The following is a 12,455-nucleotide window of genomic DNA, read 5'->3' on the forward strand; positions in this document are numbered from 1 at the left end:
CATTACCGTGGGACATCGAGGCCTCCTGGCGATGGTTGAACTGAACAGCTCCATCAAGCCAGGAGGCCTCTTCACACGCCCCGAAGTGTCACCAACGTCATGGCCGAGTACACCTAGGCGCGGCCGTCCACCACCCGGAATCGCTCCAGCACGATCTCGGTGTCGTCGTCGAGGGCGAACCCGTCGGGCAGCTCGGCGAGCACCTCGGCGGATCCCCAGAACCCCTCGTGCCCCGCGCGCCACTCGGCGACGGTCGTGAACCCCTCGCCCTCGTCCACCGCGTGCGCGAGCGGCACGTCGGCGAGGCGCGCGACCTCGACGTACGTCGTCTCGACCACGAGCACCGGCCGGCCGTCGGAGTCGATGACGGAGCCGCGGGATCCGACGACCGGCAGCTCCTCGTCGTCGGCGTCGTACTGGATGAGCAGCGAGCTCGTCGAGGTCTTCTCGCCCGACGCGATCGCGGCCACGAGCTGGTCCCGCAGCGGCCCGGGGAACGCGAACTCGACGGGAGGGAGGTCGGGCTCGGGCGTCGTCGTCATGTGCCGATCGTAGGAGCGCCGGGCGTGCGAGCACGCAGCCCGCACCGCTGCCGTCAACCCCCTCGTGCTCCCCGGTCGTGCGCTCCCGCTCGGGCCAGGGTGGAGGCGACCCCACAGCACGAGGAAGGCGCACCCCATGAGCGAGATCCGCAACGGCGGCAACCAGTACGAGATCCAGGACCCGATCGCGCAGTACCCGTCCCCGCCGTTCCCGCAGCAGGAGCAGACGGGCCCCGGCGACGAGATGAAGTTCGAGCCGACGCCCGACCACGGCCAGGACAGCTACGTCGGCTTCGGCCGGCTCGCGGGCCGGAAGGTCCTCATCACCGGAGCCGACTCCGGCATCGGCAAGGCCGTCGCCATCGCGTTCGCGCGCGAGGGCGCCGACATCGCCCTCAACTTCCTCGACGAGGAGCTCGAGGACGCGCGCGACACCGCGTCCACGATCGAGCAGGACGGGCGCACCGCCGCGCTCGTGCCCGGCGACATCTCCGACGAGACCACGTGCGGCGACATCGTGCAGGCGTCGGTGGACGCGCTCGGCGGCCTCGACTGCCTCGTGATGGTCGCGGGCTACCAGCGCAACGAGGACGACATCCTCGACCTCGACTCCGAGCAGCTCGACCGCACGATGAAGACCAACGTGTACTCGCTGTTCTGGCTGAGCAAGGCCGTGATCCCGCACCTGCCGAAGGGCGGCAGCATCATCACGACGAGCTCGTCGCAGGCGTACCAGCCGAGCGCGGACAAGATCGACTACGCGGTCTCGAAGGGCGCGATCCGCAACTTCACGCAGGGGCTCGCGCAGCAGCTCGCGCCGAAGGGGGTCCGCGTCAACTCGGTCGCGCCCGGCCCGTTCTGGACCGTGCTGCAGCCCGTCGGCCAGTCGGCGTCCGACGTCGAGGAGTTCGGATCCCAGTCGGTCTACGGCCGCCCCGGCCAGCCCGCGGAGATCGCGGCGACGTACGTGTTCCTCGCGAGCCAGGAGTCGAGCTTCACGAGCGGCGAGACGATCGCAGTCACGGGCGGCACGCCCGTCCACTGACCGGACACGCAGCGGCCACGGCCGGGGCGGCGGGGCGCGTCAGAACAGGCGCGCCCCGGCGTCGTCCCCGTCTCCGTCATCGAGCGGGCGCTCGGTGCGGAGCACGGCCGGCCCGACCGTGAGGATCCCGTCGCCCAGCAGTTCGCAGCGCACCCCGCCGTGGCCGCGGAGCGCGCGGAAGGCGCCGGGCGCGAGCATCACGTCCATCCACGCGCACGGGTTCGCCGGGCGGTGGCCCTGGAACTCGACCGGCCCGTGACCCGAGTCGATGCTGAAGCGCATGCCGCGCAGCCGGTCGACGTCCGCGCCGCGCAGCAGCACGTTGCGGCGGGTGTCGACGGGATCCAGCCCCGCGTCGACCCCGAGCTCCCGGGCCACGCGCTCCACCTGCTCGACGGCCATCACCGTGACCGCCGCCGTGCGGTGCGCGCGCTGCCCGAAGTAGCGGTCGCCCACGATCCCGAGCCCGGCGCGCACGCGCACCGACGGCCGCGACGGCGGCTCGCCCGGCTCGTCCCGCGGGCCGTCGGACGGGCGACCCTCCAGCCGGTGCACCGGCGAGGCGACGAGGAACGCGACCTCCACGCGGTGCTCGAACGGGAGGTCGGCCATCCGGGAATCGTACGTCCCCCTACCACGGGGTACGTCGGCCCGGGGCAGACCGTCCACTCGTGGCTATCATCGATGAGCGGGACGGGGTGACCGCATCCGGGGGGTCACGTGGGCGAGCTTGCTCCCTCCGACGTGCCGCGCGGTCAGCGCTCCCGCGCGCAGGCCGTGTTCCGCAGCATGACCTTCTCGAAGCCGCTGCACGCGCAGCTGCCCTTCATCCTGAGCCTCGCCGTGGTCGGCGTCGTCGCGGGGACGGGGGACCTCGCCTCCGTGGCGGATCCCGTGTTCGTCGCGGGTGCCGTCATCGCCGCGATCGTCACCATCGTCGCGGCCGCCGTCCCCTGGGATCGCATCGACTCCGACTGGGTGGCCGTGCTGCCCATGCTCGACTTCGTCGCGCTCGCCCTCTGCCGCGACGCGATCGCCGACCAGGTGCCGTCGACCACGTTCCTCCTCGTGTTCCCCGTGATCTGGCTCGCGTACGCCTTCCCACTGCACGTCCTGTGGCTCGGCGCCATCGGCACGGCGTCGGTGCTGGCGCTGCCCTACGTCCGGGCGGGCACCCTGCCGGACGGCACGACCGGCTGGTCGCACCTCGTCGTGCTCCCCCTCGTGATGCTCCTCGTCGCCGTCGCCGTGAACCTCCTGGCCCAGCAGCTGATCCGGCAGCACGCGCGCCTGGAGGAGATGCAGCTCGAGCTGACCGGCACGCTCGTCGACCTGCAGGAGCGCAACTCGATCATCGACGGCGTGCTCGACGCGATCGACGACACGGTGACCGTCCTCGACGCCGAGGGCCGTGTCATGCTGCGCAACCGCGCCGCGCACGACCTCATGGCGCTCGCCGACCCCCTCGACCCGGACGATCCCATGCTCGGCCGTCTCGTCTACGAGGAGGACCGCACCACCGTCGTCCCGCCCGAGCGGCAGCCCGTGGCCCGCGCCCGGGCCGGTGAGGTCGTCGGCCGCGAGGTGTACTGGGTGGGCGACGGCGGCGCGCAGAAGGCCGTGCTCGCGTCGATCTCCCCGCTCGTGGACGGCGCGGGGCGCACCTTCGGCACGGTCGTGGTCAGCACCGACGTGACGGCGCTCGCGCTCGCGGTCACCGAGCGCGAGGAGTTCGTCGCGAGCGTCTCGCACGAGCTGAAGACGCCGCTCACCTCGATCCTCGGCTACGTCGAGCTCATCGCCGACGACCTCGAGGAGGACGACCTCGACGACCGGATCACCGCCGCCCGCCTCGCCATCGTGGAGCGCAACGCGCAGCGCCTCCTCGGGCTCATCGGCGACCTCCTCACGGCGGCCCAGCACCGGCTCGCGGTCAACCGCAACCTCGTCGACGTGGGCGAGATCGTCGAGAACGCGCTCGACGTGATCCGCCCGCACGCGCAGGCGAGCGGCGTCACCCTGGTCGAGCCGGAGTACGAGGAGCTGGTCGCCGAGGTCGACGCCGTGCGCATCGGCCAGGTGCTCGACAACCTGCTCAGCAACGCGGTGAAGTACACGCCGGAGGGCGGCACGGTCACCACCGCGGTGGGGGTCGAGGGCGAGCACCTCAGCCTCTGCGTGACCGACGACGGCGTGGGCATGTCGGCGGAGGACACGGCGCAGCTGTTCACGCGCTTCTTCCGCACCAACTCCGCCCGCGCGAGCACGGTCGCCGGCGTGGGGCTCGGCCTGAGCATCACCCGCTCGATCGTGGAGGCGCACGACGGGTCCATCGAGGTGGAGAGCACCCTCGGCACGGGCACCACGATGCGCGTGCGGCTGCCGTTGCGCGTCGCCCGTGCCGCACCGCGCCCGACTTGAGCTGATCTTGTCCCGACCTTGATCGGATCCGGCATCCGGCGATGACAGGCTCGTGCAACGACGGGGCCACCCGTCCGACACGAGCGATCGAAGGACCGGATGACCCCCCACGACCACCCCGCGAGCGGCACCCGAGCCGCACGCACCGGGTGCCGTACCGGGTCGACGGATGCGCGGCCGGTACCCGACGGCGGCCTCCCCGGTCCTTCGGATCGTCTCGTCGGCGGCCGGGCGTGAGCGCCCACGCCGCCCGCGTGCCGCAGCTCCCCCCGCTCCTCGACGTCCGCGTCCTGGAGCAGCTGCTGGCCGAGCTGTCGGACGTGCCCGGCCCTGTCCGACTGTCCGTCGTCCCCGCGACGGACGCCCCCGCTCCGCCCCCCGGCGTTCCCGCGCCGGGCGGCGTGACCCCGCCGCGCGGCCACCCCGAGCCGCGCCGCGGGACCCCGTCGTCCGGATCCCCCCGTCCGGACGACCGCCTCGCGACCCCTGGTGCCCCCGCACCGGGTTGCGGGCAGGCGCCGGCCGGATCCCCCCGTCCGGTCGGCGCCCCGACCTCCGCCCCGGCTGCCTCGGAGCCGACCTGCCCCGGAGCGCTCACCGACGGCCAGCACGCCTGCATCGACTTCCTGCGCTTCTTCGTCGACCTGTGGCCGAGCCGCTGGGAGCGCCTCGACGCCGCCGTGCGCGCCGGCGACCGCGCGGCCGCGCTCGACGCGTGCCTGAGCGTGAAGAGCTCGGCGGCGATGGTCGGCGCGCTCCTGCTCAGCGACGCCGCGGGGCAGCTCGAGCGCGCCATCCGCGCCGCCGACCACGGCCGCGCCACGGCGATGCTGCCGGAGCTCGGCGAGGCGGGTGTGCGGAGCATGGACGCCATGCGCTCCTGGGTCCGCGCCGAGGCGGGACACCCGCCCGACTAGACCCGTGCGCGCGGCCGCCCCCACGGCCGACGCTCACGCCCGACCGGCTCCCGCGACAGGCCGGTCGGAGGATAGGAGCGGGATCCCACCCGAAGGGACCCCGATCCACGGCGCAGCTGCCGCGGGACCCGTGCGGTCCCGCGGCAGCCCCGTGCCCGTCGGCGACGGCGTCGGCGCCCGGCGCCCGGTGCGTCAGCCGCGCGGCGGCGCGAGCCGGTAGCCGACGCCGCGCACCGTCTGGATCCACCGCGCCTCGCGCGGGTCGTCGTGCAGCTTCCGGCGCAGGTTGCCGAGGTGCACCTCGACGGCGCGCTCCTCCGGCTCGGTGGAGGAGGCGACGGCGTAGGAGCCGCTGCGGATGTCGCGCACGAGGTCGCCCTTCGTGCGCACGCGCCCGCCGCTCGCGAGGATCGAGGCGAGGAGGTCGAACTCGGTGCGCGTGAGGTCGACGGGCTCGCCGTCGACCGTGACGTGCCGGGTGCCCTCGTCGAGCTCGAGGCCGTTGTGGCGGAGGACCTCGTCGTCCGGCGTGGCCTCGGTCGTCGGGGCGGGCGGGACGACGGTCGTAGTGGCGACGGCCGCGGGCTGCACGGGCTGCACCGGCTCGTCCGCGTCGACCGCCGCCTCGGGGACGTCGGGAGCCGCGGGGATGCCGGCCGCGGGCGTCGTCGTCGTGTCCCCTCCTCCGCCGCGCGGGCGTCGCATCATCGCGGAGATGCGGGCGCGGAGCTCGCGCGGGCGGAACGGCTTCACGATGTAGTCGTCGGCGCCGGCCTCGAGCCCGAGCAGGGTGTCGACCTCCTCGCCCTGGGCCGTGAGCATCACGATGTAGGCGTCGCTCACGAGGCGGATGCGCCGCGCGGCCTCGAAGCCGTCGAAGTCGGGCAGGCCCACGTCGAGCGTGATGACGTCGGGGGAGACCTCCTCGGCCAGCCGCACGCCCTCGGTCGCGGTGCCGGCGGCGTGCACCTCGAAGCCGCCCTGGCGCAGGACCACCTCGAGCAGCTGGCGGATGTCGCCGTCGTCCTCGATGACCAGAGCCACACGTCCGCTGTCCACTACCGCCCCCTCGCATGCCGCATGCGCGGCCGTACTCCCGGATCCGCGTCAGGCGCGCCGGACCTCCCACGCTAGCGGACCGCCGCACCCGCGCTCCCGCGGCGGCGGCCGCCTGCCGGACGGTCGCCCGGGATCAGGTGATCGGGGAGGAGCCGGGCACGGAGACGAGCACGAGCACGGCGCCGAGGATGTACGCCGCGAGCGAGGCGCCCACGCCGATCAGGAGCACCAGCCAGGGTCGCGTGCGCCCGCGGATCATGCCGACCAGCGCGACGATGACGGCGATCCCCGTGAGCATGAGCGGGCCCGCGACGGCGATCCCGTAGCCGATCGTGAAGAGCGAGTCGCGGCAGACGTAGGCGTCCACGTCGCACGAGTCGGTGACGAAGATGAGGCCGAGCCCGAGGGCGGCGATGCTGCCGCCGACGACCGCGGCCACGAGCATCGAGACGAGCGTCGTGACGAGGATGCGGCGGTCGATCCGCAGGATCCAGCGGGGCACCCAGTCGGGGCCGGCGGGGTCGTCGTCACGCGCGTCCGCGCGGGAGCGTCGGCAGGGCGATGCGGGGGACCTCCGGCAGGCGCCGTCGTCGGGCCGGCGGGGCGGCGGACCGGCGCCCGCGGGAGGCGCGGCGGCCGCGCTCCGGGGTCTGGTCGTCGTCGGGGGTCACGGCACGAGACTACGGGGCGCGTCACGCGGGGCCGGAATCGCGGGGTGCGGGTGCACGGCGAGCGGCCACGCCGGCGACGGCCGGCGGGTCAGAAGATCATCGGCCGGTCGTCGTCGAGCTCGGTCTCCACGTCGAGGTCGACGGCCACCGGCACGTGGTCGCTCGGGCCGTCGCCCTTGCGCTCGTCGCGGTGGATCCGCGGCGCGCCCACGAGCTCGGAGAACCGGTCGTTCCCGAGGATGAAGTCGATCCGCATGCCCTCGTTCCGCGGGAACCGCAGCTGCTGGTAGTCCCAGTAGGTGTAGCCCTCGGGGATCGACGGCCGCACGACGTCCGCGAGCCCGGCGTCGAGGAAGGCGGCGAAGGCGGCGCGCTCCGGCTCGGAGGTGTGCGTCTTGCCCTCGAAGAGCGCGGGATCCCAGACGTCGGTGTCGAGCGGCGCGACGTTCCAGTCGCCCATGAGCGCGAGCGGGGTGGCGGGATCCGCGGCGAGCCAGGCGCGCGTGTCGGCCGCGAGCGCCTGGAGCCACTCGAGCTTGTAGGAGTAGTGCGGGTCGTCGAGCGCGCGGCCGTTGGGCACGTAGAGGCTCCACAGGCGGACGCCCGCGACGGTCGCGCCCATCGCACGGGCCTCGAGCGGCGGCTGACCTGTGGCGTCGGGCTTGCCGAAGCGGGGCATCCCCTCGAACGTCGTCACGACGTCCTCGAGCGGCAGGCGGCTCGCGATCGCGACGCCGTTCCACTGGCTGAGGCCGTGCACGGCGACCTCGTAGTCGGCCTCCTCGAACGCCGCCATCGGGAACTGCTCGGGCTTGCACTTGATCTCCTGCATGGCCAGCACGTCGACGTCCTCGCGGACGAGCCAGTCGACGACGCGTCCCACTCGGGTGCGGATGGAGTTGACGTTCCAGGTGGCGACGCGCATGCGTCCACGGTACCGGGCGACCGGGACGCGGCCGGGCGGGGGGAGACGCCGGAACGGGTCGGGCCGGGTCAGCCGATGCTGCCGACGCGCACCGTGACGGCCGCCCGCGCGGCGGCGTCCGTGCCGATCGCGTCGGACAGGCGGGCGCGGATGGCGTCGACGGCGGCGCGCGCGGTGTCGCTCGCGCGGCTCGACGCGTCCACCGCGATGGACGCCTCGACGAGCACGGTACCCTCGCCGGTCTCGACGGTGACGAGCTGCTCGGTCGCGGTCGACGACCCGGCCACGACGCCCTCGACCACCTGTTGGGCGGCGAGCAGGATCGGGGAGCGCGGCGCGTACACGTCGGCCACGCCCGCGACGCCGCGGAGGACCGCGGTCAGGTCGCGCGACAGGTCGGCGGCGGAGGGCAGCGGCACGGGGACGGGGGCGGGCGACGCGGCCGACGCGTCATCGTCGAGGGTCATCCGGCCTCCTCCGGCACGGGACGCGCCTGCACGTCCACCACGGTCACGTCGATGCCCTCGACGCGCAGCTCGGTGTGCCGGAGCAGGGCCGCGTGCACCCGCTCGCGCACGCGCTGCGCGAGCTCGGGCAGCGGATCCCCCCAGACGACGCTCACGGTGAGCCCCACGCGCACAGGCTCGCCCGCCACCGTGACGTCGCCGTCGAGTGTGCACCGCCCGACGAGCACGCCCGGCACCTCGTCGCCGGCCTGCCGCACCAGGGCGCGCACGGCACCCTCGGTGAGCGCGAGGCTGACCGCGGGATCCGGGTGCGAGAGCGGGATGTCGCGGCCGGCGCGCGACTCGCGGCTGATGTGGGCGAGCACGCCGCGGAAGAAGTCGTCGCCGGGCGCCTCCTGCTCCTCCGCCTCGACCTGCACGAGCTCGCGGCCGAGGTCGCGCATGTGCTCGAGGGCGCGCAGCGCGTTGCGGGTCTCGGGGTCGTCCTCGTAGGCCGCGATGCGCGGCGTGCGCCCGCGGTCGAGGTAGTCGGCGAGGGCGGCCATGTCGAGGGGCGTGCCGTCGGCGTCGAGCGCGGGTGCGGTGGCGGGATCCCCGGGCAGGCGCTCCCCGGGATCGCCCGGTCCGGTGCCGCTCATCGCCATGCCTCCATGCTCGTCATCACGGTGGTGCGCGCCCGGGACAGCCGGCCGCGCACGGTCGAGGGCGTCGCCCCCAGCTTCTCGGCGATCTCCTCGTAGGAGAAGCCTCCCACCTCGCGCAGCATCCACACCTCGCGCTGCTCGCGGGGCAGCGCGTCGAGCACACCGGCCAGCGCGCGCATCTGCGACGACGTCTCCGCGTCGCGCTCGGGCGAGGTGAGGCGGTCGGCGATCTCGTGGTCGTCGATGTCGTCGGCGGGGCGGCGGGCGCGGATCCGGTCGATGGACTTGCGGCTCACGATCTGCAGCAGCCAGCTCTTCACCCGGTCGGGCTTCTCGAGGGTCGGCAGGCGGTCCCACGCGGTGATGAGGGCCTCCTGCACGGCGTCGTCGGCGTCGGCGCGGGATCCGGTGAGCCGGATCGCGAACGCGCGCATGTAGGGGGCGTGCCGGCGGACCAGCACCTCGAAGGCCCGGGCGTCGCCGTCGGCCGCGCGCTCGGCGAGGATGCTGTCGCCCGCGTCCTGCAAGGAGGAGGAGAGGGCCATGCCGTACCTCCGTGTGCGCTGGGAATGACGGTGGATCCGTGACGTAACGCGGCGTCCATGCGTCGCATCCATGAATACCACAGCAGCGCCCGGCCGACGGGCACCCACGAGGAGGAACCGCATGAGCGACCAGAACACCAGCACCCCCGCGGACGTCACCTGCGTCGCGCCCGCCACCACCGGGATCGCCACCGGCAGCGTGCTCGCCGAGGGCGACACCACGGTCACCGACGGCGTCATCGCCAAGGTCGCCGGCCTCGCCGTCCGGGACATCCCCGGCGTGCACGCGCTCGGCGGGGGCGCGGCCCGCGTCATCGGCCAGCTCCGCGACCGCATCGGCCAGACCGACCTCACGCAGGGGATCGCCGTAGACGCCCAGGAGGCGGGCGTCTCCTTCGAGGTGACCCTCGTCGCCGAGTACGGCGTGCCGCTCCAGGACGTCGCCGCCGACGTGCGCGCCGCCATCTCCGACGCCGTGACCGAGCTCGTCGGCCGCCCGGTGACCCGCGTCGACGTCACGGTCGCCGACATCGTGATGCCCGGCGAGGGATCCGACGACGCCGCCGTCGAGGCGCCCGCCGTCTGACCCGCCCCGCACGCCCCGACGGGCCGCCTTTCCTCGCGACGGGCGGCCCGTTGTCGCGTCCGGCCCGGCCGCGTCCGCTGTCCTCGCAGATCGCGGGCGTACCGTCGGGGGATGACCGACGACACCGCTGCCGCGCCCGCATCCGCCCCCGCCTCCGACGGGAAGCCCCGCGTGGCGCTCCTCGGCACCGGCGTGATGGGGGCGGGCATGAGCCGCTCGATCCTCCGCGCCGGCCTGCCGCTCAGAGTGTGGAACCGCAGCGCCGGGAAGGCCGCGCCCCTCGCCGACGCCGGCGCGACGGTGGCCGACAGCGCCGCGGACGCCGTGCGCGACGCCGACGTCGTGGTGGTCATGCTGTTCGACGCGGACGCCGTGCTCGAGGTCCTCGCCGAGGTCGCGCCCGCGCTCCGCCCCGACGCCGTCGTGCTCCAGTCCTCCACCGTCGGGGTCGAGGGCACGCAGCGGATCGCCGCGCTCGCCGCCGAGCACGGCGTCCGGCTCGTCGACGCGCCCGTCCTCGGCACGCGCGGCCCCGCCGAGCAGGGCCTCCTCGTGCACCTCGTCTCCGGATCCGAGGACGACATCGCCGTCGCCCGCCCCGTCCTCGAGGCGACCGGCTCCCGCACCGTGGTCGCCGGATCCACGGCGGGCCCCGGATCCGCTCTCAAGCTCGCCTGCAACGCGTGGATCGCCTCGATCACCGCGGCGACCGGCCAGTCGCTCGGCCTCGCGCGCCTCCTCGGCGTCGAGCCGCGCCTCTTCCTCGACGCGATCGCGGGCGGCGCGGCCGACACCCCGTACGCGCACCTCAAGGGCGGGGCGATGCTGTCCGGCGAGCTCGCGCCGTCGTTCGCGCTCGACGGCCTGCTCAAGGACGTGACGCTGATGCTCGCCGCGCTCGACGGCGCCGACGCGCACGACTTCGACACCGCGATGCTCGAGGCGCTCCGCGAGACGTACGCGGAGGCGTCCGCGGCCGGCCACGGCGGCGACGACGTGGCCGCCGTCGGCACGGTGTTCGGCCTGCCGGCGTCGTCCGACTCCTGATCGGGTCCGCGTCCCGCCCGCCCGTCGCACCGGGCGGCGCGGTTCCCCGCCCGTAGGATCGGCTGCGTGACGACCTCCGACGCGCGCCAGCAGCTCATCGACCACATCAAGCGGGACGCCGTCTTCCACGGCGACTTCACGCTGACGAGCGGCAAGAAGGCCAGCTACTACGTCGACCTCCGCCGCGTCAGCCTCGACCACCGCGTCGCGCCGCTCATCGGTCAGGTCATGCTCGACCTCATCGCCGACGTGCCCGACGTCGCCGCGGTCGGCGGGCTGACGATGGGCGCGGATCCCATCGCCGCCGCGATCCTGCACCAGGGCGCCGCGGTCGGCCGGGGCTACGACGCGTTCGTCGTCCGCAAGGAGCCCAAGGACCACGGCCGCGGTCGCCAGGTCGAGGGCCCGGACCTGGCGGGCAAGCGCGTCATCGTCGTCGAGGACACCTCCACCACCGGCGGATCCCCGCTGAAGGCCATCGAGGCGCTCGAGAAGGTGGGCGCGGAGATCGCCGCGGTCGCCGTGGTCGTCGACCGCTCGACCGACGCCCGTGAGGTGATCGAGGCCGCCGGACACCGGTACCTGTACGCGATCGGCCTCGAGGACCTGGGGCTCGCCTAGTGGACGCGGCGCCCGGCGGCAGCGGCGGCTCCGGATCCGGTCGCGACGACGACGACCCGTTCGCGATCCGTCCCGCGACCGACGCCGACCGCGAGCGCCCCGCGCAGCCGCTCGCGCCCATCGGCTGGGGCCGATCGGCGGCACGAGAGCCCGTCCCCGCGGACCGGGACGCGCCGAACGCGCGGGACGCCGCCGACTCCGACGCCGGCGTGGATCCCGCGCCCGACGACGCGTCCCCGCCCGCCGTCGGCGACATCCTCGCGGGCATCGTGCCGCTCGACCCGACGGAGGACGACGAGCGCATCGCCCCGCTCGACCGGGTGGATCCCGACCCGAGCACCGTCGACCCCGCCTCCGAGCCCGACGCGCCGGCACCCGAGCCCGGCATCGCGGCCGCACCGGTCGACGCGGGCGACGTGGAGTTCCCCGGCGAGCCCGACCCCGGGTACGTGCCCGCCCCCGCCGCGGACGGTGCGGATGCGATGCCGACCGGCGAGGTGCTGAGCGGCGAGGTCGAGGCGGATCCCGCCCCGGCCGACGACGCGCCGGCCGAGCTGGTCCTCGAGCCGGTCGACGACGGGCCGGACGACGTCGCCCTGCCGGCCATGCCCTCGGACGCGACCGTGGTCGACGCCGAGCTCGTCGAGGATCCCGCCGACCAGGCCGAGGCCGATGGCGGCGACCCCGACGGATCCGTGCAGCTGACGCCGCTCCGCGACGAGCGGACGGACGAGGACGCCGACGTCGTCGACGACCCCGCCGGGCCCGCCGCGCACGAGGTCGTGCCGGAGCGGTTCGACGCGGGGGACGTCGACGGGAACGCGTCGGCCGATGCCGATGCCGATGCCGAGCGCGACGACGAGGACGCCGCCCCTGCTCCGCTCGCCCCCGCTGCCGCCGCCGCGCGCGCCGCCGCGATGGCGTGGGCGTCCGGTTCCGCCCCGGCCGACGACGCGCCGGCCGAG

Annotated in this window: 15 protein-coding genes and 1 pseudogene; 7 read left to right on the top strand and 9 right to left on the bottom strand. The window is 74.7% G+C overall.

The window, feature by feature from the left end; translation table 11 throughout:
* Window positions 1-113: 113 nt before the first annotated feature.
* Window positions 114-542: an ASCH domain-containing protein gene (locus HDR73_RS09250; protein ID WP_041464274.1), complete on the bottom strand. Its 429-nt coding sequence runs from the start codon at window positions 540-542 to the stop codon at window positions 114-116.
* 136 nt (window positions 543-678) lie between these two features.
* On the opposite strand from HDR73_RS09250, the gene HDR73_RS09255 reads away from it, so the two are divergent.
* Window positions 679-1,587: an SDR family oxidoreductase gene (locus tag HDR73_RS09255; RefSeq protein WP_041464275.1), complete on the top strand. Its 909-nt coding sequence runs from the start codon at window positions 679-681 to the stop codon at window positions 1,585-1,587.
* A 39-nt stretch (window positions 1,588-1,626) separates the two neighbouring features.
* On the opposite strand, the gene HDR73_RS09260 is transcribed toward HDR73_RS09255, so the two are convergent.
* Window positions 1,627-2,199: an MOSC domain-containing protein gene (locus HDR73_RS09260; protein WP_012297700.1), complete on the bottom strand. Its 573-nt coding sequence runs from the start codon at window positions 2,197-2,199 to the stop codon at window positions 1,627-1,629.
* A 108-nt stretch (window positions 2,200-2,307) separates the two neighbouring features.
* On the opposite strand from HDR73_RS09260, the gene HDR73_RS09265 reads away from it, so the two are divergent.
* Complete coding sequence (locus tag HDR73_RS09265; protein ID WP_012297701.1) at window positions 2,308-4,008, top strand: sensor histidine kinase; 1,701 nt, start codon at window positions 2,308-2,310, stop codon at window positions 4,006-4,008.
* Window positions 4,009-4,241: 233 nt separating this feature from the next.
* Window positions 4,242-4,925, top strand: a complete 684-nt coding sequence (locus HDR73_RS09270; RefSeq protein WP_223842685.1) for an Hpt domain-containing protein — start codon at window positions 4,242-4,244, stop codon at window positions 4,923-4,925.
* Between the two features lie 192 nt (window positions 4,926-5,117).
* Here HDR73_RS09270 and HDR73_RS09275 read toward each other — a convergent pair whose 3' ends face one another.
* The 7 genes from HDR73_RS09275 to HDR73_RS09305 form a co-directional block, all read right to left on the bottom strand.
* Window positions 5,118-5,984 (bottom strand): response regulator transcription factor, encoded by an 867-nt coding sequence (locus HDR73_RS09275; RefSeq protein ID WP_174270076.1) that lies wholly within the window; start codon window positions 5,982-5,984, stop codon window positions 5,118-5,120.
* A 133-nt stretch (window positions 5,985-6,117) separates the two neighbouring features.
* A complete protein-coding gene (locus HDR73_RS09280; RefSeq protein ID WP_012297704.1) occupies window positions 6,118-6,486 on the bottom strand; it encodes a hypothetical protein in 369 nt (122 codons plus the stop codon).
* 25 nt (window positions 6,487-6,511) lie between these two features.
* Entirely contained in the window at window positions 6,512-6,655 is a 144-nt protein-coding gene (locus HDR73_RS09285) for a hypothetical protein (RefSeq protein ID WP_223842686.1), read from the bottom strand.
* 88 nt (window positions 6,656-6,743) lie between these two features.
* Window positions 6,744-7,580 (bottom strand): exodeoxyribonuclease III, encoded by an 837-nt coding sequence (locus tag HDR73_RS09290; RefSeq protein WP_012297705.1) that lies wholly within the window; start codon window positions 7,578-7,580, stop codon window positions 6,744-6,746.
* 68 nt (window positions 7,581-7,648) lie between these two features.
* Window positions 7,649-8,047 carry a hypothetical protein gene (locus HDR73_RS09295; protein ID WP_012297706.1) on the bottom strand — a complete coding sequence of 133 codons (399 nt, stop codon included), beginning with the start codon at window positions 8,045-8,047 and terminating at the stop codon, window positions 7,649-7,651.
* Window positions 8,044-8,691, bottom strand: a complete 648-nt coding sequence (locus HDR73_RS09300; RefSeq protein ID WP_223842687.1) for an Asp23/Gls24 family envelope stress response protein — start codon at window positions 8,689-8,691, stop codon at window positions 8,044-8,046. The genes HDR73_RS09295 and HDR73_RS09300 overlap by 4 nt, the downstream gene beginning before the upstream one ends.
* Window positions 8,682-9,236, bottom strand: a complete 555-nt coding sequence (locus HDR73_RS09305) for an RNA polymerase sigma factor (protein WP_012297708.1) — start codon at window positions 9,234-9,236, stop codon at window positions 8,682-8,684. The genes HDR73_RS09300 and HDR73_RS09305 overlap by 10 nt, the downstream gene beginning before the upstream one ends.
* Window positions 9,237-9,357: 121 nt before the next feature.
* On the opposite strand from HDR73_RS09305, the gene HDR73_RS09310 reads away from it, so the two are divergent.
* The 4 genes and pseudogenes from HDR73_RS09310 to HDR73_RS09325 all read left to right on the top strand — a co-directional run.
* Entirely contained in the window at window positions 9,358-9,822 is a 465-nt protein-coding gene (locus HDR73_RS09310) for an Asp23/Gls24 family envelope stress response protein (protein WP_012297709.1), read from the top strand.
* A 111-nt stretch (window positions 9,823-9,933) separates the two neighbouring features.
* Window positions 9,934-10,869, top strand: a complete 936-nt coding sequence (locus tag HDR73_RS09315; protein WP_086935877.1) for an NAD(P)-dependent oxidoreductase — start codon at window positions 9,934-9,936, stop codon at window positions 10,867-10,869.
* Between the two features lie 66 nt (window positions 10,870-10,935).
* Window positions 10,936-11,490: an orotate phosphoribosyltransferase gene (gene pyrE / locus HDR73_RS09320; protein WP_012297711.1), complete on the top strand. Its 555-nt coding sequence runs from the start codon at window positions 10,936-10,938 to the stop codon at window positions 11,488-11,490.
* A pseudogene (locus HDR73_RS09325) lies at window positions 11,490-12,455 on the top strand (septum formation family protein); the annotation flags it as partial. The gene pyrE and the pseudogene HDR73_RS09325, both read left to right, overlap by 1 nt.

This window comes from Clavibacter sp. (assembly GCF_014802555.1).
Classification (GTDB): Bacteria; Actinomycetota; Actinomycetes; order Actinomycetales; family Microbacteriaceae; genus Clavibacter; species Clavibacter sepedonicus.

What these genes read in the sequence shown, in the direction of transcription:
- HDR73_RS09250 (WP_041464274.1), bottom strand. Translation starts at nt 542, where the DNA reads ATGACGACGACGCCCGAGCCCGACCTCCCTCCCGTCGAGTTCGCGTTC.
- HDR73_RS09255 (WP_041464275.1), top strand. Translation starts at nt 679, where the DNA reads ATGAGCGAGATCCGCAACGGCGGCAACCAGTACGAGATCCAGGACCCG.
- HDR73_RS09260 (WP_012297700.1), bottom strand. Translation starts at nt 2,199, where the DNA reads ATGGCCGACCTCCCGTTCGAGCACCGCGTGGAGGTCGCGTTCCTCGTC.
- HDR73_RS09290 (WP_012297705.1), bottom strand. Translation starts at nt 7,580, where the DNA reads ATGCGCGTCGCCACCTGGAACGTCAACTCCATCCGCACCCGAGTGGGA.
- HDR73_RS09295 (WP_012297706.1), bottom strand. Translation starts at nt 8,047, where the DNA reads ATGACCCTCGACGATGACGCGTCGGCCGCGTCGCCCGCCCCCGTCCCC.
- HDR73_RS09300 (WP_223842687.1), bottom strand. Translation starts at nt 8,691, where the DNA reads ATGGCGATGAGCGGCACCGGACCGGGCGATCCCGGGGAGCGCCTGCCC.
- HDR73_RS09305 (WP_012297708.1), bottom strand. Translation starts at nt 9,236, where the DNA reads ATGGCCCTCTCCTCCTCCTTGCAGGACGCGGGCGACAGCATCCTCGCC.
- HDR73_RS09310 (WP_012297709.1), top strand. Translation starts at nt 9,358, where the DNA reads ATGAGCGACCAGAACACCAGCACCCCCGCGGACGTCACCTGCGTCGCG.
- HDR73_RS09315 (WP_086935877.1), top strand. Translation starts at nt 9,934, where the DNA reads ATGACCGACGACACCGCTGCCGCGCCCGCATCCGCCCCCGCCTCCGAC.